The sequence below is a fragment of the Streptomyces sp. NPDC045678 genome (assembly GCF_056432085.1).
In genome coordinates this window covers 1,225,070-1,251,140 of record NZ_JBWKJS010000001.1, presented here as the reverse complement: position 1 = coordinate 1,251,140, position 26,071 = coordinate 1,225,070, and the positions used below count along the sequence as shown (strand labels likewise).

The 26,071-nt window shown below is 71.5% G+C and carries 21 protein-coding genes; 8 read left to right on the top strand and 13 right to left on the bottom strand.

Translation table 11 applies throughout. The features are described 5' to 3' along the window. Nucleotides 1-3: 3 nt before the first annotated feature. The 3 genes from AC07DO_RS05540 to AC07DO_RS05530 form a co-directional block, all read right to left on the bottom strand. Entirely contained in the window at nucleotides 4-936 is a 933-nt protein-coding gene (locus tag AC07DO_RS05540) for a pentapeptide repeat-containing protein (protein ID WP_479057275.1), read from the bottom strand. A gap of 80 nt (nucleotides 937-1,016) precedes the next feature. Continuing rightward, nucleotides 1,017-2,675 carry a DEAD/DEAH box helicase gene (locus tag AC07DO_RS05535; RefSeq protein WP_479057274.1) on the bottom strand — a complete coding sequence of 553 codons (1,659 nt, stop codon included), beginning with the start codon at nucleotides 2,673-2,675 and terminating at the stop codon, nucleotides 1,017-1,019. Between the two features lie 142 nt (nucleotides 2,676-2,817). Further along, a complete protein-coding gene (locus tag AC07DO_RS05530) occupies nucleotides 2,818-3,021 on the bottom strand; it encodes a cold-shock protein (RefSeq protein ID WP_030362889.1) in 204 nt (67 codons plus the stop codon). Nucleotides 3,022-3,308: 287 nt separating this feature from the next. Between AC07DO_RS05530 and AC07DO_RS05525 the strand changes: the two genes are divergently transcribed. Further along, a complete protein-coding gene (locus AC07DO_RS05525) occupies nucleotides 3,309-4,235 on the top strand; it encodes a tyrosine-protein phosphatase (protein WP_479057273.1) in 927 nt (308 codons plus the stop codon). On the opposite strand, the gene AC07DO_RS05520 is transcribed toward AC07DO_RS05525, so the two are convergent. Next, nucleotides 4,232-4,993: a vWA domain-containing protein gene (locus AC07DO_RS05520; protein WP_479057271.1), complete on the bottom strand. Its 762-nt coding sequence runs from the start codon at nucleotides 4,991-4,993 to the stop codon at nucleotides 4,232-4,234. The two genes, AC07DO_RS05525 and AC07DO_RS05520, sit on opposite strands and share 4 nt — an antisense overlap. An 81-nt stretch (nucleotides 4,994-5,074) precedes the next feature. Between AC07DO_RS05520 and AC07DO_RS05515 the strand changes: the two genes are divergently transcribed. Next, nucleotides 5,075-5,806, top strand: a complete 732-nt coding sequence (locus AC07DO_RS05515) for an SDR family NAD(P)-dependent oxidoreductase (protein WP_479057269.1) — start codon at nucleotides 5,075-5,077, stop codon at nucleotides 5,804-5,806. A gap of 12 nt (nucleotides 5,807-5,818) precedes the next feature. On the opposite strand, the gene AC07DO_RS05510 is transcribed toward AC07DO_RS05515, so the two are convergent. The 9 genes from AC07DO_RS05510 to AC07DO_RS05470 form a co-directional block, all read right to left on the bottom strand. Then, entirely contained in the window at nucleotides 5,819-6,175 is a 357-nt protein-coding gene (locus tag AC07DO_RS05510; RefSeq protein ID WP_479057267.1) for a hypothetical protein, read from the bottom strand. Between the two features lie 198 nt (nucleotides 6,176-6,373). Beyond that, nucleotides 6,374-7,537: a hypothetical protein gene (locus AC07DO_RS05505; protein ID WP_479057265.1), complete on the bottom strand. Its 1,164-nt coding sequence runs from the start codon at nucleotides 7,535-7,537 to the stop codon at nucleotides 6,374-6,376. Nucleotides 7,538-7,566: 29 nt separating this feature from the next. Continuing rightward, nucleotides 7,567-7,794, bottom strand: a complete 228-nt coding sequence (locus tag AC07DO_RS05500; RefSeq protein WP_479057263.1) for a hypothetical protein — start codon at nucleotides 7,792-7,794, stop codon at nucleotides 7,567-7,569. A 172-nt stretch (nucleotides 7,795-7,966) separates the two neighbouring features. Continuing rightward, a complete protein-coding gene (locus AC07DO_RS05495) occupies nucleotides 7,967-8,800 on the bottom strand; it encodes a carbohydrate ABC transporter permease (RefSeq protein WP_479057261.1) in 834 nt (277 codons plus the stop codon). Continuing rightward, a complete protein-coding gene (locus AC07DO_RS05490; protein WP_479057535.1) occupies nucleotides 8,797-9,756 on the bottom strand; it encodes a carbohydrate ABC transporter permease in 960 nt (319 codons plus the stop codon). The genes AC07DO_RS05495 and AC07DO_RS05490 overlap by 4 nt, the downstream gene beginning before the upstream one ends. 70 nt (nucleotides 9,757-9,826) lie before the next feature. Continuing rightward, nucleotides 9,827-11,128 (bottom strand): sugar ABC transporter substrate-binding protein, encoded by a 1,302-nt coding sequence (locus AC07DO_RS05485; protein WP_479057259.1) that lies wholly within the window; start codon nucleotides 11,126-11,128, stop codon nucleotides 9,827-9,829. A 288-nt stretch (nucleotides 11,129-11,416) separates the two neighbouring features. Next, the gene (locus AC07DO_RS05480; protein ID WP_479057257.1) at nucleotides 11,417-12,877 is read right to left on the bottom strand and encodes a glutamate synthase subunit beta; all 1,461 of its coding nucleotides are present in this window, start codon (nucleotides 12,875-12,877) and stop codon (nucleotides 11,417-11,419) included. Continuing rightward, nucleotides 12,870-17,444 carry a glutamate synthase large subunit gene (gltB, locus tag AC07DO_RS05475; RefSeq protein WP_479057255.1) on the bottom strand — a complete coding sequence of 1,525 codons (4,575 nt, stop codon included), beginning with the start codon at nucleotides 17,442-17,444 and terminating at the stop codon, nucleotides 12,870-12,872. Before gltB ends, AC07DO_RS05480 begins: the two co-directional genes overlap by 8 nt. Nucleotides 17,445-17,751: 307 nt before the next feature. Continuing rightward, complete coding sequence (locus AC07DO_RS05470) at nucleotides 17,752-18,483, bottom strand: VIT1/CCC1 transporter family protein (protein ID WP_479057253.1); 732 nt, start codon at nucleotides 18,481-18,483, stop codon at nucleotides 17,752-17,754. Nucleotides 18,484-18,761: 278 nt separating this feature from the next. On the opposite strand from AC07DO_RS05470, the gene AC07DO_RS05465 reads away from it, so the two are divergent. The 6 genes from AC07DO_RS05465 to AC07DO_RS05440 all read left to right on the top strand — a co-directional run bounded on the left by AC07DO_RS05465 (nucleotide 18,762) and on the right by AC07DO_RS05440 (nucleotide 26,036). After that, nucleotides 18,762-19,766 (top strand): ADP-ribosylglycohydrolase family protein, encoded by a 1,005-nt coding sequence (locus AC07DO_RS05465; protein WP_479057251.1) that lies wholly within the window; start codon nucleotides 18,762-18,764, stop codon nucleotides 19,764-19,766. A 137-nt stretch (nucleotides 19,767-19,903) separates the two neighbouring features. Continuing rightward, a complete protein-coding gene (locus AC07DO_RS05460; protein ID WP_479057534.1) occupies nucleotides 19,904-21,424 on the top strand; it encodes an ADP-ribosylglycohydrolase family protein in 1,521 nt (506 codons plus the stop codon). After that, nucleotides 21,354-22,568: an ADP-ribosylglycohydrolase family protein gene (locus tag AC07DO_RS05455; protein WP_479057533.1), complete on the top strand. Its 1,215-nt coding sequence runs from the start codon at nucleotides 21,354-21,356 to the stop codon at nucleotides 22,566-22,568. The genes AC07DO_RS05460 and AC07DO_RS05455 overlap by 71 nt, the downstream gene beginning before the upstream one ends. After that, nucleotides 22,565-23,908, top strand: a complete 1,344-nt coding sequence (locus AC07DO_RS05450) for an ADP-ribosylglycohydrolase family protein (RefSeq protein ID WP_479057249.1) — start codon at nucleotides 22,565-22,567, stop codon at nucleotides 23,906-23,908. Before AC07DO_RS05455 ends, AC07DO_RS05450 begins: the two co-directional genes overlap by 4 nt. Then, nucleotides 23,905-24,816 carry a ribokinase gene (gene rbsK / locus AC07DO_RS05445; protein WP_479057248.1) on the top strand — a complete coding sequence of 304 codons (912 nt, stop codon included), beginning with the start codon at nucleotides 23,905-23,907 and terminating at the stop codon, nucleotides 24,814-24,816. Before AC07DO_RS05450 ends, rbsK begins: the two co-directional genes overlap by 4 nt. Next, nucleotides 24,813-26,036 (top strand): CaiB/BaiF CoA transferase family protein, encoded by a 1,224-nt coding sequence (locus AC07DO_RS05440; RefSeq protein WP_479057246.1) that lies wholly within the window; start codon nucleotides 24,813-24,815, stop codon nucleotides 26,034-26,036. The genes rbsK and AC07DO_RS05440 overlap by 4 nt, the downstream gene beginning before the upstream one ends. Nucleotides 26,037-26,071: the final 35 nt, after the last annotated feature.

The following is a 26,071-nucleotide window of genomic DNA, read 5'->3' as shown; positions in this document are numbered from 1 at the left end:
GGGTCAGTCCTGCGACCAGTGCCCGGGGCGGTGGAGGGCGCCGGGAAGTTTCGTGCGGTCGTCGCCCTTGGCCGCGTTCACCTGCGACTGGGTGAGGAAGAGCGCGCCGGTCAGGTCGGCGCCGCGCAGGTCCGCGTCGCGGAAGTCCACGCCGATGAGGTCGGCCGCCCGCAGGTCGGCGTCGCGCAGGTCGGCGCCGATGAGATACGCGCCGCGCAGGTCGACACCCTTGAGGTCGGCGCCCTTGAGCCGCGCCCCGATGAGGTCGGCGCCCCTGCGGTCATTCTTCTTGGCGCCCTTCGCACCCTTGGCGCCCTTGCCGCCGCGACCGCCCTTGCCGCCTCCGCCGCCCTTGGTGCCATCGCCCCCCGGGCCCCGGTGCTCGGCGCGGACGAGTTCGCTGGTGCGCAGCAGGAGCGTGTTGACGGTCTGACGGTGGGCGGCGACGTCCGTGCCGGCGACCGCGTCAGGGGTGCCCTGCGCCAGCCGCTCCGTCTCGGCGAGGACGCGCTCGAGGTCGGCGGCGATCGGCCGGGTCTGCGGGTAGGTGAGCGCCTCGGTCAGGTACCAGAGCAGTTCGTGGATCTGCCGCATGAGCGGGAACACCTCGAACATCTGCCGCGCGGTGGCCGGATCCCGACGCCAGTCGCGCCCCTCGAAGGTGCCCTGGGAGACCCGCTGCCCCGCGCCGAAGCAGTCGTACACGGTGCAGCCCCGATACCCCTTGTCCCTGAGGTCGCGGTGGATGCCGCACCGGAAGTCCTCCGCCAGGTTGCCGCACGGCTTCCCCGCGTCCTTGTTCACGGGGAAGTCCGAGGACTTGGAGAAGGTGAGCGCCACACAGCACAGCCCGGAACAGCTGCCGCAGTCGGCACGCAGGGCCGCGCGGTCGTCGTCGAGCAGGGGCAGGACGACGGGTTCGCGCTCCGGTGTCATCGGGCGGGCTCCTTCTTCCGCCCGCAGCCTCGGCAGGGGCTGCGGGCCGCGACTTCGTACGGGTACTGCTGGAAGCGGTGTCACGCGGCGGAGCGGCGGCCTCCCTGCGCCCCGCCACCGGCGCGACCGCGGCGGGCACGTCCGCCGCCGCTGCCACCGGTTCCGGCGGAACCGCTCCTGGCCTGGCCGCCCTGACCGCCCTGGCCCTGGCCCTGACCCTGACGGGGAACCCTGCGCTGCCCCTGACCCTGGCCCTGGCCTGCCGCAGCGCTCCCGGCGCCACGGGGACGCCGGCGCCGCTGCGCGCCACCCCGTGCGGCGGGCTGCTGCTGCGGCTGCGGCACCTCGATGACCACCGGCACGCCGGAGGGCTCACGCGCCCCGGTGATGCGCACCAGCTCCTCGTCGGAGGAGGTGACGCGCGCCGTGTTCGGCCGGATCTCGGCGTCGGTCATGAGCCGCGTCATCTCGCGCTTCTCGTCGGGGAGGACGAGGGTGACGACGCTGCCGGACTCGCCCGCCCGCGCGGTGCGGCCGCCGCGGTGGAGGTAGTCCTTGTGGTCGGTGGGCGGGTCGACGTTGACGACGAGGTCGAGATCGTCGACGTGGATGCCGCGCGCCGCGACGTTCGTCGCGATCAACGCGGTGACCTGGCCGGTCTTGAACTGGTCGAGCGTCCGGTTGCGCTGCGGCTGCGAGCGTCCGCCGTGCAGACCGGAGGCGCGGACGCCGTTGGCGAGGAGCCGCTTGGTGAAGCGGTCCACGGCGCGCTTGGTGTCCAGGAACATGATCACGCGGCCCTCGCGGGCGGCGATGCGCATGGCGACGGCCTTCTTGTCCGTCTCGTCGGCGACGTAGAGCACGTGGTGCTCCATCGTCGTCACCGCGCCCGCGGACGGGTCCACGGAGTGCACGACGGGATCGGTCAGGAACATCCGTACGAGCCGGTCGATGTTCTTGTCGAGCGTCGCCGAGAAGAGCATCGTCTGGCCGCCCTGCTCGACTTGCTTGAGCAGCGCCGTGACCTGCGGCATGAAGCCCATGTCGGCCATCTGGTCGGCCTCGTCGAGGACCGTCGTGCGCACCTGCGACAGGTCGCAGTCGCCGCGCTCGATGAGGTCCTTGAGGCGGCCGGGGGTGGCCACGAGGACCTCGGCGCCGCGGCGCAGCGTGCCGGACTGGCGGCTGATGGACATGCCGCCGACGACCGTGGCCATGCGGAGGTTGACCGACGTCGCGTACGGGGTGAGCGCGTCCGTCACCTGCTGGGCCAGCTCGCGCGTGGGGACCAGGACCATGGCGAGCGGCGACTTCGGCTCGGCGCGGTGCCCGGCGGTGCGGGCCAGGAGGGCCAGGCCGAAGGCGAGGGTCTTGCCGGAACCGGTCCGTCCGCGGCCGAGGATGTCGCGGCCGGCGAGGGAGTTGGGGAGCGTGGCTGCCTGGATCGGGAAGGGGTCGGTGACTCCCTGGGCGGCCAGCGTCTTCAGGAGGGCCTCGGGCATGTCCAGGTCGCCGAAGGCCTCGACGGCGGGCAGGGCGGGCGTGATGCTCTCGGGCAGGGCGAATTCGCCGCCCTGGACCGGCTTCGGCCTGCGGTTGCCGGACTTCCTCGCGGACTGCGCGGAGCCCTTCCCCTGGCCGGACGGCCGTCCCCTGCCGCCTGCGCTGCCGCCTGCGTTTCCGCCTGCGGTGGCGGGGCGCTTGCGGGCGGGGCGTGCCGGGCGTTCGGAGCGGTTCATGCAGTAATGCCTTCCTGGTCGCTGGACTTCCGGACCTCTGAGCCGGTGCGGCTCTGGGCCCGGTTGGGCCCGATGACAGCGCAAGCCGAGGCCCGCACCTTCCGGTGCGGGCCTCGGCTGTGAGGTTCGCGCGCTGCGACGATCAGGCAGGAACGATGTTCTCGGCCTGCAGGCCCTTCTGGCCCTGCGTCACCTCGAAGGAGACCTTCTGGCCCTCGAGGAGCTCACGGAAGCCCGAGGACGCGATGTTCGAGTAGTGGGCGAAGACGTCGGGGCCGCCGCCGTCCTGCTCGATGAAGCCGAAGCCCTTTTCCGAGTTGAACCACTTAACGGTGCCGGTTGCCATGTCAATCTCCTCAACAGGGGCAGTGAATGGAGACACACCGAATTGCGTGACTCCAGCGCTGCAATGACCCCCATACCGGAGAGAACCGGAAAAACAATAATGCGCCCTCGGAGCATTCCCGTCAGGCGCACATAAAGTTCATGGGTACCAAAACTGCAACACATAACCCTAACATGCTCACGGACCGGTCCGCACGGCACCTCCTCGCGCACACCCCTTCCCCCCTCAAGATCACATCGCTACCTTCGGCCTAACAATCGCTTGGTAGGCCGAAGGAAGGCGGACCGATGCGTATCTCCCGTACCCGTACCGCAACCGGACTGGCGATCTCCGCGCTCGCCCTGGGCACGCTGCCCGCCTGGGCGGCCCCCTCGGAAGCCGGGGCGCCCACCGCGCCCCGCCACGCGGCCGCCGCCTCCGAGACGGCCGGCCGCCAGGTGCTCCTCCAGGGCGCGGTCAACGTCCGGGACGTGGGTGGGTACCGGACGTACGACGGGGAGCGCGTCCGCGAGGGACGCGTCTTCCGCGCCGACGGCCTCAGCAAGCTCACCGACGCCGACCTCGGCACGATCGCGAAGCTCGGCCTGACGAAGGTCATCGACTTCCGGGTGCCCGCCGAGGTGGGGTACGACGGGGTGGACCGGCTGCCCGCCGGGCTCTCCCCCACGTCACGGCCGATCACCGACAACGGCCTGTTCACCCAGCTCCTCACCGCCGTCGGCTCCCGTGACCCGGTCAAGCAGGAGGAGATGCTCGGCAACGGAAGGGCGGCCGCGTTCATGCGCGACGTCTACCGCACCTTCGTCACCGACGCCGCCAACCGCGCGCAGTTCGCGGCGACCCTGCGCGACATCGCCGCGAGCCGCTCGCCGCTGCTCTACCACTGCACCTCGGGCAAGGACCGCACCGGCTGGACGACGTATCTGCTGCTGCGTCTCGTGGGCGTCCCCGAGCGGACCGCGGCCGGCGACTACCTGGCCTCCAACACCTACCGGGCCGCGTACGACGCGAAGCTCCGCGAGGCGCTGAAGCAGGGCGGGCTGATGCAGAACCCGGACCTGATCATCCCACTCCAGGAGGTCCGCGCCGACTACCTCGACACGGCCCTCACGGAGGCCACGCAACGGTACGGCGGCTTCCAGGGCTATCTGGCCAAGGGGCTCGGCCTGGACGCACGCACGATCCTGATGCTGCGCGACCGCATGGTGGGCTAGCAGCCGGAATGCCGGAAAGGGTGCTGGCCGGACACGGGGGCGACGATCCCGCCCGCCCGCGCCGCCGCGAGCCACGCGGGGAATTCCCCCACCAGCCGGTCGTAGAGCTCGTCGTCCGCCACCGCGAGCGGGTCCTCCCCCGCGTGGAAGAAGCCCGCGTTGTCGACCGGGCGCTTGGCGGGGACGGCCAGTTCGTCGAGCTTGCGCAGATAGTCGAACTGTTTGCTCTTCGGGTCGCCGAAGCCGATGAACTGCCAGAAGAGGGGAAGCCTCGCCGCCTTGCACAGATAGCGCTCGGCGGCGAGCTTGTTGACGGGCCCCCCGTCGGTCTGGAAGACGACGAGGGCGGGCGCGGTGGAACCGCTGTCCACGTAGTGGTCGATCACGGCGTCCATCGCCAGGTGGTAGCTGGTCCTGCCCATGTGTCCGAGCCCGGCGACGATCTCGTCGATCCGGCCGCGGTGGTTGCCCAGCGCGATGTGCGTCACCGCGTCGACGTCGGTCGAGAAGAAGACGGCGGGCACGACCCCGTCGTCGTCCAAGTGCGCGGAGAGGCCGAGGACGCGGTCGGCGAGCGCCTGGACGCTGCCGTCCTTGTAGTAGGGCTTCATGGAGCCGGAGTAGTCGACGACGAGGTAGACGGCCGCGCGCACCCCGTCCAGGCCGTGTTTGCGCAGGGAGACCCCGGCGCTCTTGTACAGGCTGACCAGAGCCGGCGCCGAGTCCTCCACCTTGCGCAGATCGATCGCGGATCCCATGTCCCGCCCCGCCCTTCCACCTTGCACATATGACTGCTGGACACATGCCGATTCGGCACATACGGACGTACGGAGGATGGCATGAACCACGGCCTGGAAGGCAAGGTCGTCCTCGTCACCGGGGCGGGCCGGGGGCAGGGGGCCGCGGAGGCGCGGCTCTTCGCGGCGGCCGGGTCGCGGGTCGTGGTGACGGACGTACGGGAGGAGGAGGGCCGGGCGGTCGCCGGCTCCCTGGGCGGGCAGGGGCTGTTCGTACGGCACGACGTCACGGACGCGGAGAGCTGGGCGTCGGCCGTGGCGGGGGCGCTCGGTGCGTTCGGGCGGCTCGACATCCTGGTGAACAATGCCGCGCTGTGGCGGACCGCGTCCGTGGAGGACGAGACGTACGAGAACTTCGAGGCCCTGCTCCGGGTCAATCTGCTGGGGCCGTTCCTGGGCATCCAGGCGGTGCTGCCCGCGCTGAAGGAGGCGGGCGGCGGGTCGGTCGTGAACGTGTCGTCGACGGCGGGGCTCGTCGGCATCCCGGGACACGCGGCGTACGGGTCGACGAAGTTCGGGCTGCGGGGGCTGACCCGCTCCGCGGCGCTGGACCTGGCGAAGTACCGGGTGCGGGTCAACTCCGTGCATCCGGGGGCGGTCGACACCCCGATGATCTCCACCGCCTCCGCCGGGCGGGACTGGTCGCACCTGCCGCTGGGCAGGATGGGCCGCCCGGAGGAGGTCGGGGAGCTGGTGCTGTTCCTGGCGTCGGACGCTTCGTCGTACGTCACGGGGGCGGAGTTCACCGTGGACGGCGGTTCGACGACGGGATGACCGTCCCGGGTGTCAGTGACGGTCGGAGAAGTACACCGAGCGGAGCTTGAGGCGGTCCGTGGCGGGGTTGCCGTGCGGCCTCAGCGTCCAGGAGTCGCCGGTGCAGTCCTCCTCGGTGAACACCATCGCCCACGTATCGGTGTCGTTGTGCGGGGCGAACGCGGGCTCGGAGGCGTCCGGGTCGGCGACTTCCGGAAGCATGACGCAGGACGGGCTCTCCGGGTCGTGGAGCGTGGCGGACCGGGGCATGCCGTCGAGGCCCACGAACGTGTAGGAGAAGTCACCGGTGGCGGCGCTCGCGGAGGTCGGCAGGGTGACGACGAGCGTGAGCGCGCCGAGGGCGGCGGCGACGGTGTGGCGAAGGCGCATGGGGTCCGTTTCCGTACGGGCGCCGGACCGGGGCGTCCGGCGCAGGGGGTGGCCGGACCCGTCCGGGAGTCGACGGGTCCGGCTCTGCCCTCCCCTGTCGGCGGCCCGCGCACGCGCGCTGTCACCCGCGCGGGGGCAGCCGAATCGATCCTGCGCCCGCCGGGTGGACTACCGCACGGCCGCCCCGCGCCTCGGCCGCTACGACCCCGTCTGCTCGCGGAACGCCGGCAGCGCGAAGATCCGTGTCTTCGCGTCGTCGTCCATCAGCTCGACGAGCGGCATGACCAGTTCCCAGAGGTTCTGTTTGTCGACCTCCCGGGCCAGCGCGTCCAGGTCGGGCTCGGGCAGTGCGCCTGCCGTGTCGGCGACGATTTTCCGGGAGTCGGGGGGCAGCGCGTCCACGAGGGGAAGGAACTCTGCCCACAGGGCGGTGGCGACGACCGCGCGGACCACGCCGCCGAGCACGTCCGCGCCCCGCAGCGACGGCAGCTCGGCCACCGCGCGCCGTTCCTCCTCGCTCAGCAGCGCGACCAGGGGCAGGAGGGACTCCCACAGGTCCTGCTCCGCCACCGTCAGGACGAGCGTGTCGAGGCGGTCCCGCGGCTGGGCCGCGGTGAGCGAGGCGATGCGGGCACGCTGGGCGCCGGTGACCATGCCGGCGACGGCCAGCGCCTCGGGCCACAGTCTTTCGGCGGAGGCGGAGGCGGAGGCGGAGGCAGAAGCAGATGCAGAGGCAGAGTCGGAGTCGGACGCGGAGGCGGAGGCGATGATCGATGCCAGCCGTTCCTCGCCCAGCAAGTCGAGCATGTGGCCCAGCCGTTCGGGGGCGTCGATCACGTACCCGGTTCTCAGCACCACCGCGTCGTCGACCTGCGGCAGGATGCGGCGCAGCGCGGCGTCGGGGAGGTGGCCGACGAAGCGGCCCATCGTGAGGTGGTCGCCGCGCTCGGCGAGTGCGACGGCGATGCGGACGACCAGGTTCTCGTCGAGCCGGCCCACGATGCCGTCGATGCGGCGCGGGTCGAGGTGGGCGCAGGACTCCGCGGTGAACGGCACCGGGAGTTTCTCGATGATGTCGGCGGCGCGCGCGGGGTCGAGGCGTCCGGCGACGGCGGCGGCCAGGCGCGGCCCGAGGGCCTTCTGCGAGATGGCGGCCGCGACTCCGGAGGGCACGAGCTTGGTCGCGGCGGCGATGCGGTCGAGCATGTCGGGGGCCCGGTCGAAGAGGGCCGCGACGGTCTGGGTGCGGAAGCGGCGTACGTCGTCGACGGGGAGGTCCTGGAGGAAGGTGAGGGTGTCCGGTTCGACGTCGAGCAGGTGGGCGATCTTGAGGGTCTCGGCCCTGCCGCGCAGCTTGTCCATGCTGACTCCTGGCTCCTCGCGATGCTCGGCTAGCGGAAGAGGATGCGGCGGACGGGGCCGCGGGCCAGGGCGGGCACGAGTTTGAGTGCCTCCTCGGCCGCTTCGGTCAGTCCCGCGGCGCGGCTCTCGCGCTGCCGCTCCAGTGCGTCGGCCAGCGTCGCGAGCTGCTCGGGCGCCAACTGGCCGAAGGATTCCGGTGGTTCGTCGCGCAGCTCCGTGCCGAGCCGCTCGCGTTGCTGCCGCGTTTCGGTGCTCACTTCGCCTCCCGGGGGATGACCTGTGGCCGCGTACGGGTCCAGAGAGTGGCGCCGAATTGACTTTTAGTCAATACATGCGAGTCCCTGCATGCGGGTCCCTGCACGCGGGTCCCTGCACACCAAGAGGCGCCGGGCACCGCGCTGCGGCCACCCGACGCCTCTCCGTGAACGGTCAGCCCTTGACGGCTCCCGCCGCCAGACCCGAGCCGAGCTTCCGGTGGACGATCACGAAGAAGACCATCACCGGCACGGTCACCAGCGTGGAGCTGGCCATGACCGGCCCCCAGGCCGTGGAGTTCTCACCGAAGAACTGGTAGATGCCCACGGCCGCCGTGTACTTGTCGCTGCCCTTCATGAACGTGTACGCGAACACGAACTCGTTCCACGCCGTGATGAACGCGAAGATCGAGGTGGCGACGAGCCCCGGCGCGACCAGCGGCAGCAGCACCGACCAGAACATCCGCGGCCAGGACGCCCCGTCGATGTACGCGGCCTCCTCGACCTCCTTGGGGACGGTGGCGACGAAGCCGCGCAGCGTCCAGATCGCGAAGGGGAGCGAGAGGGCGATGTAGACGATGCTCAGGCCCAGCAGGGAGTTGAGCATGTCGTAGTCCCGCATCTGGATGAAGAGCGGGATGACGAGGGCCTCGAGGGGCACCATCTGCACGATCAGGATCATGATCAGCACGGAGGTGCGGAAGCGGAACTTGAACCGTGCCACCGCGATGGCGGCGAAGAGCGAGAGCAGCGCGGCCGCGGCGATGGTGGCGAGGCCGACGATCGCCGAGTTCATCAGGTACGTGCCGAAGTTGCCCTTGTCGAAGACGAACTCGAAGTGCTCGAAGCTGATGCCGCTGGGCAGGACGTCCGAGCCGCGCAGCGACGCCTTCGGGTCGAGCGCCGTGGAGACCATCCAGTAGACCGGGAACAGGGTGAAGAGGAGGAGCCCGACGACGGCGGCCGGCAGGCCGATGCGCGAGGCGAGCGTGGTGCGGCGGGTGGTCACAGGTCCTCCTCCCCCTGGCGGAACAGCGTGCGGATGTAGACGACGGTGATGGCCAGGAGCAGCACGGTCAGCAGGACCGCGGCCGCGGCGCCCGTGCCGTAGTCGTTCTTGGCGAAGGCCTGGATGTACGAGAAGACGCCCAGGTTGTAGACCTCTTCGTTGGAGCCGTCGCCGCCGGGTTGCAGGTACACCTGGGTGAAGACCTTGAAGTCCCAGATCGTGGAGAGGATGGTCACCACGAGGAAGACGGGCTTGATGGTCGGCACGGTGATGTTCCAGAACCGCTGCCAGGCGTTGGCACCGTCGAGTTCCCCGGCTTCGTACAGCTCCTTGGGGATCGTCATGAGTCCCGCGAGGACGGTGATGGCGACGAACGGGAAGCCGTGGTGGACGACGTTGAGCGTGGCGATGGCGTAGAACGGGCCGCGCTCGGTGAACCAGTTGGTGGTCTCCGGGTCGATCAGGCCGACCGACCCGGCGATCTGGCTGACCATGCCGTCCTGCGGCTGGAAGAGCCAGATCCACACGTACGTGCCCGTGACCGCCGGCATGGCCCAGGCGGCGAGGATCGCGATGGAGCAGATCAGCCGCCAGGTGGCGCCGAGGCGGTTGAGGAGCAGCGCCACGAGGGTGCCGAGCGCGACGGTGAGGCCGACGCAGGCGAAGGCGAAGAAGACGGTGTTGGGCAGGACCGTCTTCCACAGCAAACCGCTGGAGAGCAGGTCGCTGTAGTGGTCGAAGCCGGTGAATGTGCTGACGCCGCCGCCGAACTTGACCTCGTAGTCCTCCATGGAGAGCTTGCCGACCTGGATCAGCGGCCACAGGAGCAGGCCCGCGAGGACCACGAGGGAGGGTGCGAGGAGGAGCCAGGGGCGGGTGAGTGTGATGAGTCTCTTGCGACGGCGGGCCGCTTCGGCGGCGCTGTCGGGCTGCCGGGGGCCGCGGGGGGCCGGGATCTTCTTCGGCCCCCCGCTGACGAGCGTGTCTTTCACGGTAAGTCCTTCACAGTGCCGAACTCGCCTTTGTCTACTCGTCCTTGGCGAAGATCGCGTCCATGTCCTTGGCGGCCTTGTCCGCCGCTTCCTTCACGGACGCCTTGCCGGTGAGGATCGACTGGACCATGCCGGGGATGACCTTGGAGGCCTGGATCTCGCCGTACGACTTGGTCTTGGGGACGGTCGCGCCGGCTTCCAGCATCTGCTTGGCGAAGGGCTCGACGAGCGGGTCCTTCTTCGCCTCGATCTTCTTCAGCTCGGAGTTCTGGCCGGGGAAGTAGTTGGTCTCCTCGGCCCACTTGGCGGCGAACTCGCCGGTGGTCACCAGCTTCACGAACTCCCAGGCGAGTTCCTTCTTGTCCGTGTTGAACGTGGACAGGTAGGAGCCGCCGAGGAAGGACTTGCTCATGCCGCCGTTCTGGCCCGGGATCGGCACCGCGCCGAGCTTGCCCTTGAGGTCCGGGTTGGCGTCGATGATGGCCTTCGGGGTCCAGTTGCCGCCGATGGCCATGGCGATCTCGCCCTTGTTCCAGGCGTCGCCGACCTCCTTCTCGGTCCAGGTGTTGACCTTGGCCGGGGAGACCTTGTCCTTGGTGGCGAGGCCCGTGTAGAACTCGATGCCCTTGATGGCGTCGGGCGAGTTGATGCCGGACTTCCACTTGCCGCCGGACTCGGTGGCGAGTTCGCCGCCCGCGCCCCAGACGAAGGGGGCCGCGAACATCTCCGCGCCGCCCGCCACCGGGAAGGAGACGAGCTTCGGCTCCTTCTCCTTGAGCGTCTTGGCGGTCTCCTGGAGCTCCTTCCACGTGGTCGGGGGCTTCAGGTCGTGCTTCTCGAAGATGTCCTTGCGGTAGACGATCGAGCGGACGCCCGCGTACCAGGGCATGCCGTACTGCTTGCCGTCGAGCGTGCCCGCGTCCTTGAGGCCCTCGACGAGGTCGTCGTTCAGGCCCGACTTCTTCACTTCGTCCGTGACGTCGACGAGGGCGTCGGTCTCGGCGAACTGCGGCACCCAGGTGGTGCCGACCTCCGCGACGTCGGGTACCTGGTCCTCGCCGCCCTCGATGGCGGTCGTGAACTTCTTCTGGGCGCTGGCCCACTGCTGGTACTCGACCTTGATCTTGGCGCCGGTCTTCTTGGTGAAGGCCTTCTCGGCCTCCTCGAAGAACGGGCGCGCGTCGGGGTTGGTCCCCTCCATGATCCACACGGTGAGGGTCTTGCCCTTGCCGTCGGTGGCCTTGTCGCCCGAGTCGCCGTCATCCCCACCGCACGCCGTGGCGGTCAGTCCGAGACTCATGGCGATACAACCAGCGGCGATGACGCGTCGATTCATGCCGGCCCCCTCCAGGTTCCGATTGGTGGGAGCGATTGTGGTCACACCAGACGGGGGCGGTCTAGACCCATTGGTATAAGCGGCCGAACCGTAATGAGGGTTGCGGGTGACGCAACATACGCTCATAGCATTGCGCACCACGCAACGCTCTGGTTGCACAAACGGCCGCAAACGCCACGACGCCCGCCTCAGGTCCGGTCGGGGACGAGGCGGGCGTCGCTCAGTTCCGTACGCCGTTGTACGGGACGTCTCAGGGGTCGTACGGGATCAACCGTACGGGTCGGGCCGTCAGACGGTGAGGGCGCGGTCCGTGGGGCGGATCGGGGCCGGCAGGTCGCTCGCGCCGGTGAGGAAGCGGTCCACGCCGCGCGCCGCCGAGCGGCCCTCGGCGATCGCCCACACGATGAGCGACTGGCCGCGGCCCGCGTCACCGGCGACGAAGACACCGGGGACGTTCGTCTGGAACTCGCCGTCGCGTGCGACGTTGCCGCGCTCGTCGAGCTCCAGCGCGAACTGGTCCACGAGGCCGTTCTCGCGGTCGGTGCCGGTGAAGCCCATCGCGAGGGTGACGAGCTGCGCGGGGATCTTCCGCTCGGTGCCGGGCTTCGGGGTGAGCTTGCCCTCGATGAACTCCACCTCGACGAGGTGCAGGAACTGGACGTTGCCGTCCTCGTCGCCCTCGAAGTGGGTGGTGTTGACGGCGTAGACCCGCTCGCCGCCCTCCTCGTGCGCGGAGGTGACCTTGTACAGCATGGGGAAGGTCGGCCACGGCTGGTGCGGGGCGCGGTCCTCGCCCGGCTTCGGCATGATCTCCAGCTGCGTCACGGAGGCCGCGCCCTGGCGGTGGGCGGTGCCCACGCAGTCCGCGCCCGTGTCGCCGCCGCCGATGACGACGACGTGCTTGCCCTCGGCGGAGACGGGCGTGGTGACGTAGTCGCCCTCCTGGACCTTGTTGGCCAGGGGCAGGTACTCCATCGCCTGGTAGATGCCCTTGAGCTCACGGCCGGGGACGGGCAGGTCGCGGGCGGTGGTGGAGCCCGCGGCGATGACGACCGCGTCGTAGCGCCTGCGGAGCTTCGCCGCGTCGATGTCGCGGCCGATCTCCACGCCGGTGCGGAACTTGGTGCCCTCCGCGCGCATCTGCTCGATGCGGCGGTTGATGTGCCGCTTCTCCATCTTGAACTCGGGGATGCCGTAGCGGAGCAGGCCGCCGATGCGGTCGGCGCGCTCGTAGACGGCGACGGTGTGGCCCGCCCGGGTCAGCTGCTGGGCGGCGGCGAGACCCGCCGGGCCCGAGCCGATGACGGCGACCGTCTTGCCGGAGAGCCGCTCGGGCGCCTGCGGCTTGACGTCGTTGGCGTCCCACGCCTTGTCGATGATGGAGACTTCGACGTTCTTGATGGTGACGGCCGGCTGGTTGATGCCGAGCACGCACGCCGACTCGCAGGGCGCCGGGCACAGGCGGCCCGTGAACTCCGGGAAGTTGTTCGTGGCGTGCAGGCGCTCGGAGGCCGCCGACCAGTCCTCGCGGTACGCGTAGTCGTTCCACTCCGGGATCAGGTTCCCGAGCGGGCAGCCGTTGTGGCAGAACGGGATGCCGCAGTCCATGCAGCGCGAGGCCTGCTTGGAGATGATCGGGAGGAGCGAGCCGGGAACGTAGACCTCGTTCCAGTCCTGGACGCGCTCGCCGACCGGGCGGGTCTGCGCGACCTCGCGGCCGTGGTTAAGGAAGCCCTTGGGATCAGCCATTGGTCGCCGCCTCCATCATCTTCTCGGTGATCTCGGTCTCGGAGAGACCGGCTCGCTCGGCGGCGTCCTTGGCGGCGAGCACTGCCTTGTACGTGCTGGGGATGATCCTGCTGAAGCGGTCCACGGCCGTGTCCCACTCCGCCAGGAGCTTCTCCGCGACGGTGGAGGCCGTCTCCTCGTGATGGCGGCGCACGACGTCGTGCAGCCACTGCTTGTCGGTCTCGTCCAGCGGCTCGACGGCCGCCAGGTTCCCGGCGTTGACGTTGTCGCGGTCGAGGTCGATCACGTACGCGATGCCGCCCGACATGCCGGCCGCGAAGTTGCGGCCCGTCTCACCGAGGATCACCGCGTGGCCGCCGGTCATGTACTCGCAGCCGTGGTCGCCCACGCCCTCGGACACCACGGTCGCGCCGGAGTTGCGGACGCAGAACCGCTCGCCGGTACGGCCGCGCAGGAACAGCTCGCCGCCGGTCGCGCCGTACGCGATGGTGTTGCCCGCGATCGTCGAGTACTCGGCGAGGTGGTCGGCGCCCCGGTCCGGGCGGACGATGACACGGCCGCCGGAGAGGCCCTTGCCGACGTAGTCGTTGGCGTCGCCCTCCAGGCGCAGCGTCACACCGCGCGGCACGAAGGCGCCGAAGGACTGGCCCGCCGAGCCGGTGAAGGTGATGTCGATGGTGTCGTCGGGCAGACCCGCGCCGCCGAACTTCTTCGTCACCTCGTGGCCGAGCATGGTGCCGACCGTGCGGTTGATGTTGCGGATGGCGACCTGCGCGCGGACCGGGTGCGCGTCCGTCGCGCTGTTCGCGGCGAGCGCGTCGGCGGCGAGCTTGATCAGCTCGTTGTCGAGCGCCTTCTCCAGGCCGTGGTCCTGGATCGTGACCTGGTGCCGGACGGCGCCCGCGGGCAGCGACGGCACGTGGAACAGCGGCTCCAGGTCCAGGCCCTGCGCCTTCCAGTGGCTGACGGCCTTCTCGGTGTCGAGGAGCTCGGCGTGGCCGACGGCCTCCTCGATGGTGCGGAAGCCCAGCTCGGCGAGGATCTCGCGGACCTCTTCGGCGATGAACTCGAAGAAGTTGACGATGTACTCGGCCTTGCCGGAGAAGCGCTCGCGCAGCGCCGGGTTCTGCGTGGCGATGCCGACCGGGCAGGTGTCCAGGTGGCAGACGCGCATCATGACGCAGCCGGAGACGACGAGCGGCGCGGTGGCGAAACCGAACTCCTCGGCGCCGAGCAGCGCGGCGATGACGACGTCGCGGCCGGTCTTCAGCTGGCCGTCGGTCTGCACGACGATGCGGTCGCGCAGGCCGTTGAGGAGCAGCGTCTGCTGGGTCTCGGCGAGGCCGAGCTCCCAGGGGCCGCCCGCGTGCTTCAGGGAGGTCAGCGGGGAGGCGCCGGTGCCGCCGTCGTGGCCGGAGATGAGGACGACGTCCGCGTGGGCCTTGGAGACGCCCGCGGCGACCGTGCCGACACCGACCTCGGAGACCAGCTTCACGTGGATCCGCGCCTGCGGGTTCGCGTTCTTCAGGTCGTGGATCAGCTGGGCCAGGTCCTCGATGGAGTAGATGTCGTGGTGCGGCGGCGGCGAGATGAGGCCGACGCCGGGCGTCGAGTGACGCGTCTTGGCGACCCACGGGTAGACCTTGTGGCCGGGCAGCTGGCCGCCCTCGCCGGGCTTGGCGCCCTGCGCCATCTTGATCTGGATGTCGTCGGCGTTGACGAGGTACTCGCTGGTCACACCGAAGCGGCCGGAGGCGACCTGCTTGATGGAGGAGCGGCGCGCCGGGTCGTACAGGCGCTCCGGGTCCTCGCCGCCCTCACCGGTGTTGGACTTGCCGCCCAGCTGGTTCATGGCGATGGCGAGGGTCTCGTGCGCCTCGCGGGAGATCGAGCCGTACGACATCGCGCCGGTCGAGAACCGCTTGACGATCTCCGAGACGGGCTCGACCTCGTCGATGGGGATCGAGGGGCGGCCCGACTTGAAGCCGAAGAGTCCGCGCAGCGTCATCAGGCGCTCGGACTGCTCGTTCACGCGGCCCGTGTACTGCTTGAAGATGTCGTAGCGGCGGCCGCGCGTGGAGTGCTGGAGGCGGAAGACCGTCTCCGGGTCGAACAGGTGCGGTTCGCCCTCGCGGCGCCACTGGTACTCGCCGCCGATGTCAAGGGCGCGGTGCGCGGAGGGGACGCCGGAGGCCGGGTAGGCCTTCGCGTGCCGGGCGGCGACCTCCTGGGCGATGACGTCGAGGCCGGCGCCGCCGATCTTCGTCGTCGTACCGCTGAAGTACCGCTCCACGAAGGCCTCTTCGAGACCGATGGCCTCGAAGACCTGGGCGCCGCGGTAGGAGGCGACGGTCGAGATGCCCATCTTGGACATGACCTTCAGGACGCCCTTGCCGAGGGCGTAAATGAGGTTGCGGATGGCCTGCTCGGCGCCGCCGTCGACGGACTCCAGGAAGGTGCCCGCGCGGACGAGGTCCTCGACGGACTCCATCGCGAGGTAGGGGTTGACGGCCGCGGCGCCGTAGCCGATGAGGAGGGCCACGTGGTGGACCTCGCGGACGTCGCCCGCCTCGACGAGCAGGCCCACCTGGGTGCGCTGCTTGGTGCGGATGAGGTGGTGGTGGACGGCCGAGGTGAGCAGCAGCGACGGGATCGGCGCGTGCTCGGCGTCGGAGTGCCGGTCGGAGAGCACGATCAGGCGGGCGCCGGCCTCTATGGCGGCGTCGGCCTCGGTGCAGATCTCGTCGATGCGGGCGGCGAGGGCGTCGCCGCCGCCGCCGACGCGGTAGAGGCCGGAGAGCGTCGCGGCCTTCATGCCGGGCATGTCGCCGTCGGCGTTGATGTGGATGAGCTTGGCGAGCTCGTCGTTGTCGATCACCGGGAAGGGCAGGGTGACGCTGCGACAGGACGCGGCGGTCGGGTCGAGCAGGTTGCCCTGCGGGCCCAGCGAGCTGTGCAGCGAGGTGACGAGCTCTTCGCGGATGGCGTCCAGCGGCGGGTTGGTGACCTGCGCGAACAGCTGCGTGAAGTAGTCGAAGATCAGCCGCGGGCGGGCGGAGAGGGCCGCGATGGGGGTGTCCGTGCCCATGGAGCCGAGCGGCTCGCCGCCGGTCTTGGCCATCGGCGCGAGGATGATGCGGAGCTCTTCCTCGGTGTAGCCGAAGGTCTGCTGGCGGCGCGTGACGGAGGCGTGCGTGTGCACGATGTGCTCGCGCTCGGGCAGGTCGGACAGCTCGATCTCGCCGGCTTCCAGCCACTCCTGGTAGGGCTTCTCGGCGGCGAGTCCGGCCTTGATCTCGTCGTCCTCGACGATGCGGTGCTCGGCGGTGTCGACGAGGAACATGCGGCCCGGCTGCAGGCGGCCCTTGCGGACGACCTTCGCGGGGTCGATGTCGAGGACGCCGACCTCGGAGCCGAGGACGACGAGGCCGTCGTCGGTGACCCAGTAGCGGCCCGGGCGCAGACCGTTGCGGTCGAGGACCGCGCCGACCTGGGTGCCGTCGGTGAAGGTGACGCAGGCGGGGCCGTCCCAGGGCTCCATCATCGTGGAGTGGTACTGGTAGAAGGCGCGGCGTGCCGGCTCCATGGAGGCGTGGTTCTCCCAGGCCTCCGGGATCATCATCAGGACCGAGTGGGGCAGCGAACGGCCGCCGAGGTGGAGGAGTTCGAGCACCTCGTCGAAGGACGCGGAGTCGGAGGCGTCGGGCGTGCAGATCGGGAAGATCCGGTCGAGCCTCTCGTTGCCGAAGAGCTCGGAGGCGAGCTGCGACTCGCGGGCCCGCATCCAGTTGCGGTTGCCCTTGACGGTGTTGATCTCGCCGTTGTGCGCGACGAAGCGGTACGGGTGCGCGAGCGGCCAGCTCGGGAACGTGTTCGTCGAGAAACGGGAGTGGACGAGCGCGACGGCCGTGGCGAAACGGCGGTCGGACAGGTCGGGGAAGAAGGGCTCCAGCTGGCCGGTGGTCAGCATGCCCTTGTAGACGATGGTGCGGGACGAGAGGGAGGGGAAGTACGTCCCCGCCTCGCGTTCGGCGCGCTTGCGCAGCACAAACGCCTTGCGGTCCAGCTCCAGGCCCTGGGTGTCGCCGTCGGCGACGAAGACCTGTCGGAAGACGGGCATCGTCGAGCGGGCGGTGGCGCCGAGAAGTTCGGGGGCGACGGGGACGTCGCGCCAGCCGAGGACGGTCAGGCCCTCTTCGGAGGCGATCGTCTCGATCTGTGAGACGGCGCCGTCCGTGGTGCCCGCGGTGTCGACCGGCAGGAAGGCGATGCCGACGGCGTAGGCGCCTGCCGCGGGCAGTTCAAATCCGGCCACCTCGCGCAGGAAGGCGTCGGGAACCTGGAGCAGGATGCCCGCACCGTCACCCGAGTCCGGCTCGGAGCCGGTGGCGCCGCGGTGCTCGAGATTGCGCAGTACGGTCAGCGCCTGTTCGACCAGTTCATGGCTGGCCACACCGGTAAGGGTGGCCACGAATCCGACACCGCAGGCGTCGTGTTCGTTGCGGGGGTCGTACATGCCCTGGGGGGCGGGGCGACCGTCCATGGGCGACCAGGCGTGGGTACGCATCGGCACTCCCGTCGTCGTCGGGGCAACTACATGTGGCAAGGGACGACGTTGGCCCTGGCAAAATTTCGTGCAGATTACATGATGGAACGCTTCTCGAAAAGCGGATAGCTGGTTCCACCATGTGGACACCGCTCATGAAGGTGGGAGCGGTTCGAGGGGGACCTCTGCGGGCAGATCCATGACCGAAGGCCCGGCGCGGCACAGGCCTCATTGCCCGCAGCGCTTACGGCTCATGCCCCGTGATCACGGTGTCGAAACCGCCGAGTAACGGCTACTTATGCAGAGTCCCGCATAGGCCTGCAAAGGCTCATCCTACGGCGGTACCGAACAGACTGCCCAGGACGTACGTCACACCGGCGGCCGCTCCACCGAGCGCGAGCTGCCGCAGACCGCTGAACCACCAGGACCTCGCGGTCACCTTCGCCACCACCGCACCGCAGGCGAAGAGCCCGATGAGCGCGAGCAGCAGGGCGGGCCACAGCACGGTGGCACCCAGCAGATACGGCAGTACGGGGAGCAGGGCGCCCAGCGCGAACGAGCCGAAGGACGACACCGCGGCGACGGTCGGCGAGGGCAGGTCGCCCGGGTCGATGCCCAGCTCCTCGCGGGCGTGGATCTCCAGGGCCTGCTCGGGGTCCTTGGACAGCTGGCGGGCGACCTCGCGGGCCAGGTCGGGCTCGACGCCGCGCGACGCGTACAGCTCGGCGAGCTCACGCTCCTCGTCCTGCGGGTGCTTGCGCAGCTCGCGCCGCTCCACGTCCAGCTCGGCCTGGACGAGCTCGCGCTGCGAGGCCACGGAGGTGTACTCGCCCGCCGCCATCGAGAAGGCGCCCGCGGCGAGCCCCGCGAGGCCGGTGATGACGATGGTCTCCCGCGACACCGCGCCGCCGGCGACGCCGGTCATCAGCGCGAGGTTGGAGACGAGTCCGTCCATCGCCCCGAAGACCGCCGGACGCAGCCAGCCGCCGTTCACATCGCGGTGGGTGTGGTTGTCGCGGTGCGCCTCGTGCAGTGCCGCTTCGGTCTCGATGATCGCCATGGTGAGCCCCCTCGTATGTGTTGGACGACCTCGAAAGTACGCGCGAAAAAAATCTCCCGCCAGCAAGGAAGGCCGTACTTACCTGCGAAAACGCGCCGCGGAGGTGGGTGGAGAAGGGTCCACCCGGGCACGGCGGTCCGCACCCCCGGGAGGCGCGAAGGGGTGATCTGAGCTCACGCATGCTCTTTTGAGCGCCCGGCGTGGCAGGGATGCACCAAGCACCACCCGTCCAGCGGTTCCGCCCCCGGCGGGCGGTCCGCGCACCAGGGAGGCACCGCATGGCGTCCATCGCATGTGTTCCCGCGGTCCCGGCGCCCGGCGACGCCGACGACCTCCGCGAGCGGGCGCGCGGCGCGCTGCTCGGCCTCGCGGTCGGCGACGCGCTCGGCGCGCCCGCCGAGAACATGAAGCCGTCCGAGATCCGCCGCCGCTGGGGCCGCATCACGGGATACGTCGCCGAACATCCGGCGGGCACGGACGACACCGAGTACGCGATCTTCTCCGGGCTGCTGCTCGCCCGGCACGGCTCCGCGCTCACGGTCGCGCACGTCGAGAAGGCCTGGCACCGGTGGATCGCGGACCTGGACGAGGGGCCGTTCCGCGGTGCGGGCTTCAGCGAACGCGGCACCCTGGAGAACCTGCGCAGAGGCCTCGCCGCCCCGATCTCCGCCCAGCACCGGCACGCGTGGAGCGACGGCCTCGCGATGCGGGCCGCGCCCTTCGGCGTCTTCGCGGCGGGCGACCCGCACGAAGCGGCCCGCCTCGTCGCGATCGACGGCTCCGTCAGCCACGACGGCGAGGGGATCTACGGCGGCCGGGCGGTGGCGGCGGGCGTCGCGGCGGCCATGGCGGGCGCCCCGGTGGAGGCGGTGGTGGGGGCGGCCCTTTCGGTCATCCCCGAGGACTCCTGGACGTCCCGCTCCCTGCGCCGCGCGGTGGCGGTCGCGGACCGCGGCGAACGCGCGGTGCGCTCCGCGGTGGTCATCGGCGGCTACCCCTGGACGGACCTCGCGCCGGAGGCGGTGGGCCTCGCGTTCGGGGCGTACGCGGTGGCGCGCGGGGACTTCGGCGACGCGGTGCTCTGCGCGGTGAACATGGGCCGGGACGCGGACACGACGGCGGCGGTGGCGGGCGCGCTGTCCGGCGCCACGTGCGGCGCGGCGGCGATCCCCCTCCCCTGGTCGACGGCGATCGGCCCGGCACGGGGCAGTTGCCTGCCGTCGATGAGGGGCCATCACGTGCTGGACGTGGCGGACCTGCTCACGCCGGACGGGGAAGCGTGATGAGTACCGTCCCCGCCGCGGACAGGCGCACCGATCCCACCGCGGACGACCGTGTCCTCCCCACCGTGGACGACCGTACCGATCCCACCGCGGGCGATCGTGCCGTCCCCACTGCGGACAGGCATACCGATCCCACCGTGGACGACCGTGCCCTCCCCGCCGCGGACAGGCATACCGATCCCACCGCGGGCAACCGTGCCGTCCCCACTGCGGACAGGCATACCGATCCCACCGCGGGCAACCGTGCCGCCCCCGCCGCGGACAGGCGCGCCAATCCCGTCGTAGGCGATCATGCCGCCCCCACTGCGGACAGACGCGCCGGTCCCGCCGTAGGCGACCGCGCCCTCCCCGCCGCGGGCAGGCGTTCCGCACGGCGGTGGGGGTCCCCCCTGGTCGAGCGCAGTCGAGAGCTTGGGGGAGGGTGGGCACAGCCCGCGGTGCCGGGTGCCGATCAGGGAGGCGTCAACCAGGCTCCCCCCGCCGAAGCGCTCCTGCTGGGCCTGGCCGCAGGCGACGCCGCAGGCTGGCCCGCGGCCAGACACCGCGCCGCGCGGATGCCCGAGTGGACACGCAGACTCACCCGCGAACTGGACACCTTCGCCGAGCAGAACGCCACCACCACCCTCCCCGTCCCCATCGCCCTGAACCAGCCCCCGGAACCCCTGCGCCTCGGCCCCTCCGACGACGCGGAGTGGGCGGCGTTCACCGCGGAGTCCGTACTCCGCGCCGGGCCGGACCGGGATCACCACGTCCGCGCCGCACTCGACCTCGCCTGGACCACCCTCGCCGCCGAGATCGCCGCCGCGGCGGCCCGCGCCCCCGAGGTCGAGTCCGCGGTCCTGCCCCTGCGCGCCCGCATCTCCGTCCGCGCGGGCCTCGGCAACCTCGCCGCGGGCCTGCGCCCGCCCGCCACCGGCCACGACAACCCGCACTACTTCGACGACGCGGCCTGTGTACGGGCCTGCGTGCTCGCCCTGGTCCACCCGGGCGACCCCGAACGCGCCGCCGACCTCGCTGAGTTCGACGCCCGCTACACCCAGGACGGCGACGGCGTGCACGGCGCCCGCGCCATGGCCGCCGCGATCGCCGCCGCGCTCGGGTCGGCCGACGTCGACACCGCCGTGGACCGCGCGCTCGACCAGCTCCCGGAGCACACGGAGATCGGCAGGAACGCCCGGCACGCCGTGAAGACGGCCCGCGCCCAGCCGGAGGAGGACGGCGCCTTCGCCCTCGTACCGTTCCTGGAGCACCAGATCGTCGACCACGTCTACAGCTACGGCATCGCCGCCGCCGAGACCGTGCCGGTCGCCCTCGCCCTGGCCACCGCCGCGCGCGGCCGCATCGGCGAGGCGGTGCCCGCCGCCGCGTGCCTGTCGCGCGTCGCGGACTCCGCGCCCGCGCTGGCCGGGGCGCTGACCGGCGTCCTGGGCACGGCGGCCGCGATCCCCGCCGCCTGGCGCGACGCCTGCCGCACCCTGTCGGGCTGTGCGCTCCCCCGGCTCGCCGGTACCGACCTGGTGGAACTCGCCGGGCGCCTGGCAGACACGGAACAGCCCACCCCAGGTGGACAATCCCGACATGACGTCCATGACGACGGAAACGTCCACGAAGACCACAACCGCCACAACGACCACAACGGGAACGGCGGCGCGCGCTGAGCCCTCGCTGTCCGACCGCATCACGGGCTGCCTCGTCGGCGCCGCCGTGGGCGACGCGCTCGGCGGCCCCGTCGAGGGGTACGCGCCCGAGCAGATCGCCGAGCGGCACGGCGGCCGCGTGCACGGCGTCGTCGGCCCCTGGAACGGCGACCGCTGGCGCACCGCCCGGCCCATCGCGCCGTACCACAAGGGCGACGGACACGTCACCGACGACACCTTGATGACCCATGCGCTGGTCCGCGTGTACACCGCCGTCCGCGACCACCTCGACGCCTACGCCGTCGCCGACCACCTGGTCCCCGACCTGATGACGACCCCGCGCTGGATCCCGGAGCTGGAGGCCGACGCACTCCCCCTGCACCGGATCTTCCTCGCCGAGAAGTGGCTCGTGGCCCGCCTCCACTACGGTCACGTCGACCCGCGGGAGGCCGGTACCGGGAACATCGTCAACTGCGGTGCGGCGATGTACATGGCGCCGGTCGGCCTGGTCAACGCGGCCGACCCGAGGGGCGCGTACGCCGAGGCCGTCGACGTCGCCGGCGCCCACCAGTCGTCGTACGGCAGAGAGGCGGCCGGTGTCTTCGCCGCGGCGGTCGCGGCGGCCTGCGCGCCGGGCGCCACGGCGGAGTCGGTGGTCGAGGAGTGCCTCGCCCTGGCCAAGGACGGCACGCGCGCCGCGATCGAGGCGGTGGCCGAAGTCGCCGCGCGCCACCGGGACTTCGAGACGGCGCTGGCCCCCGTCCGTGCCGCGGTCGCCCCCTTCGACACCGTCGGGCCGGACTACCGCGCCCCTTCGCTCGGCGCCCGCCGCCCCTCCCGGCTGCACTCCATCGAAGAGCTCCCCGTCGCGCTCGGCATGCTCCTCGTCGGCGGCTCCGACTACCGCCGCACCGTGCTCGGGTCCGTCAACTACGGCCGCGACTGCGACTCCATCGCCACGATGAGCGGCGCGATCGTCGGCGCACTGCACGGCGAGGAGGCGGTGCCCGACGACTGGTCCGCACAGGTCGCCGAGGCCAGCCGCCTCGACCTGCGGGCACCGGCGGTAGCCCTGACGGAGGTGGCGCGGGAGATCTTCGCCCGTGACACCGGGCGCCGCCGCGCCCACGAGGCGGCGTTCGCGGCCCTGACGGCGGAACGGTGATCCGCCTGACCTGGGTCCAGCCGGAGGACCTCGTCGGCCACGAACTGCGCCAGGCCGAGCTGGAGGGGCGCGACGTGTCGGCGGTGCGGTGCCGCTGGCTGACGGCGGGGGGCGAGACGGCCCCGGCGACGGCGGGCGCGTCCCCGGCCCCGGCACCGGCCCGCCTCCGCCTCCTCGCCGAGCGGCTCCTCGACGAGTTGCGGCCTCCCCCGTGGCACGGCGGGCCGAGCATCCCCGCGCCGGACCCCGCGGCCGGGGCGCCCGACGCGGCAGGACTGCGCGACCGCCTGCACGCCGCCTGGCTCGGCAGGGCCGCGGGCTGTGTCCTCGGCAAACCCGTCGAGAAGCTCCCCCTGGACGGCATCCGAAGCCTCGCGAAAGCCACCGGCAACTGGCCGCTCACGACCTGGTTCACGGAGCGCGGCGTCCCGCCGAAGCTCAAGGCGGCGTACCCCTGGAACCGCCGCTCCGCCCCGACCTCCCTCGCCGAGAACATCGACGGCACGCCCGAGGACGACGACCTCAACTTCCCGCTCCTGAACCTCGTCCTGCTCCAGCGCCACGGCAAGCGCTTCACCACCGACGACGTGGCGCGGCTCTGGCTGGACGAGCTCCCCGCGGGCCGCACCTTCACCGCGGAACGCGTCGCCTACCGCAACCTCCTCCAGGGCATCGAACCCCCGCAAACCGCCACCCACCGCAATCCGTTCCGCGAGTGGATCGGCGCCCTGATCCGCGCCGACGTGCACGGCTGGACCAACCCGGGCGCGCCCGGGGCGGCCGCCGGGCAGGCGCGCCGCGACGCCGTCCTGAGCCACACGGAGAACGGCGTGTACGGCGCCATGTTCACCGCGGCCACGATCGCGGCGGCGGCGGGCGGCCGCGCCGACGTCCACGCCTGTCTGGACGCGGGCCTCTCCGTCGTACCGGCCGACTCGCGCCTGGCCCGCGCGGTCCGCCACGCCGTGCGACTCGCCCACGACACCACGGACTTCGACGACGTCGTGGACGACCTCCACGCACGCCACGGCACCCACCACTGGGTCCACGTCGTCCCCAACGCCGCCCTGCTCGCCGCCGCGCTCACCCACGCCGACGGCGACTTCACCGGCTCCATCACCCGCGCGGTGTCCGGCGGCTGGGACACCGACTCCAACGGCGCGACCGCGGGCTCCGTCGCCGGACTGCTCGCCGGCCGCGCCGACGCGCTCCCCGACCGGTGGACAGCACCGCTCAAGAACCGGCTCGCCACCTCCGTGGGCGACTTCAACGGCATCGGCTTCGACGCCCTGGCAGACCTCACCACCGAACTCTCCACCCGGGAGGCACCCCCCTCATGACCCCCACGCCCCACATCGCCGTCCTCGGCAGCACCAACATGGACCTCGTCGCGTACGTCGCCAGGGCCCCGCAACGCGGCGAGACCGTGACGGGCCGCGAGTTCCGCACCGTCCCCGGCGGCAAGGGCGCCAACCAGGCCGTCGCGGCGGCCCGCGCGGGCGCCACCGTCTCGATGATCGGTGCCGTCGGCAACGACGCGTACGGCGCACAGCTCCGGTCCGCCCTCGAACACTCCGGCATCGAGACCGACTCCCTGCGCACCGTCGAGGCGCCCACCGGCACCGCGCACATCGTCGTCGACGACGAGGGCGGCAACGCGATCGTCGTGATCCCCGGCGCGAACGGCACCGTCACCGCGCTCGCCGCCGGCGACGAGGGCCTGATCGCCTCCGCGGACGCGCTGCTGCTCCAGCTGGAGGTGCCCCTCGAAGGGGTGCTCGCCGCCGCGCGGGCCGCCCGGCGCCACGACGTCCGTACGATCCTCACCCCGGCCCCGGCCCAGCCCCTGCCACCCGAACTCCTCGCCTCGGTCGACCTGTTGCTCCCCAACGAACACGAGGCCGCCACCCTCACGGGCATCGCCGACGACCCGCACGCCGCCGCCCACGCTCTGCTCTCCCAGGTGCCGGAGGTCGTCATCACCCTCGGCTCGCGCGGCAGCCTGTACGCGTCGCGCGGCGCCGAACCCGTGACGGTGCCCGCCCGGCAGGTCGCCGCGGTCGACACCACCGGCGCGGGCGACACCTTCGCCGGCACGCTCGCCGTGGCGCTCGCCGAGGGCAACTCCGTGACGGACGCGCTCGGTTGGGCGTCGGCGGCGGCGGGGCTGTCCGTGCAGCGCCCGGGGGCATCGGCGTCCATGCCGTGCCGCAAGGAGATCGACGACGAGGCAGGCACGACGTCATGACCACCCCCAGGACCACCCCCGTGCCCGCTGCTGCGCCCGCCCCGCTCACCGGCCTCCGCGTCCTCGACCTCGCCACGCTCTTCGCGGGCCCCCTCGCCGCCACGATGCTCGGCGACTTCGGCGCGGAGGTCATCAAGATCGAACACCCCACGCGCCCCGACCCGTCACGCGGCCACGGCCCCTCCAAGGACGGCGTCGGCCTGTGGTGGAAGCTGCTCGGCCGCAACAAGCGCACGACGACGCTCGACCTGTCGAAGCCCGGTGGCCGCGCCACTCTCCTGCGCCTGGCCGCGACCAGTGACGTGATCATCGAGAACTTCCGCCCCGGCACCCTGGAGAAGTGGGACCTGGGCTGGGAGGAGCTGAGCGCGGCCAACCCCCGCCTCGTCCTCACCCGCGTCACCGGCTTCGGCCAGTTCGGCCCGTACTCGCGCCGTCCCGGCTTCGGCACGCTCGCCGAGGCGATGAGCGGCTTCGCGGCGATCACGGGCGAGCCGGACGGGCCGCCGACCCTGCCGCCGTTCGGCCTCGCCGACTCGATCGCTGGCCTGGCGACCGCGTACGCGGTGATGACCGCCCTCGCGGCCCGCGACCGCACGGGCGAGGGTCAGGTGGTCGACATGGCGATCATCGAGCCGATCCTCACGGTCCTCGGCCCGCAGCCGACCTGGTACGACCAGCTCGGCCACGTACAGCCCCGCACCGGCAACCGCTCCACCAACAACGCGCCGCGCAACACCTATCGCACGGCGGACGACAAGTGGGTCGCCGTCTCCACGTCGGCCCAGTCGATCGCGGAACGGCTCATGCGTCTGGTCGGCCGCCCCGAGCTGATCGCGGAGCCGTGGTTCGCGACGGGTGCGGACCGGGCCCGCCACGCGGAGGTCCTCGACGGCGCGGTCGGCGCCTGGATCGCCCAGCACACCCGCGCCGAGGTGATCGAGGCCTTCGAGAAGGCGGAGGCGGCGGTCGCCCCCGTCCAGGACGTACGCGACGTCATGACCGACCCCCAGTACACGGCCCTCTCGACCCTCACCACGGTCGACGACCCCGAACTCGGCCCCCTGCGCATACAGAACGTCCTCTTCCGCCTCTCCGCCACCCCCGGAGCGATCCACTGGGCCGGCCGCCCCCACGGCGCCGACACGGAAGCGGTCCTCACGGAACTGGGCCTGACGCCCCAGGAGATCACCACCCTCCGCAAGGAGGGCGCCCTGTGACCGCCCCTCCCCCGCTGACCCGGCTGTACGTTGCC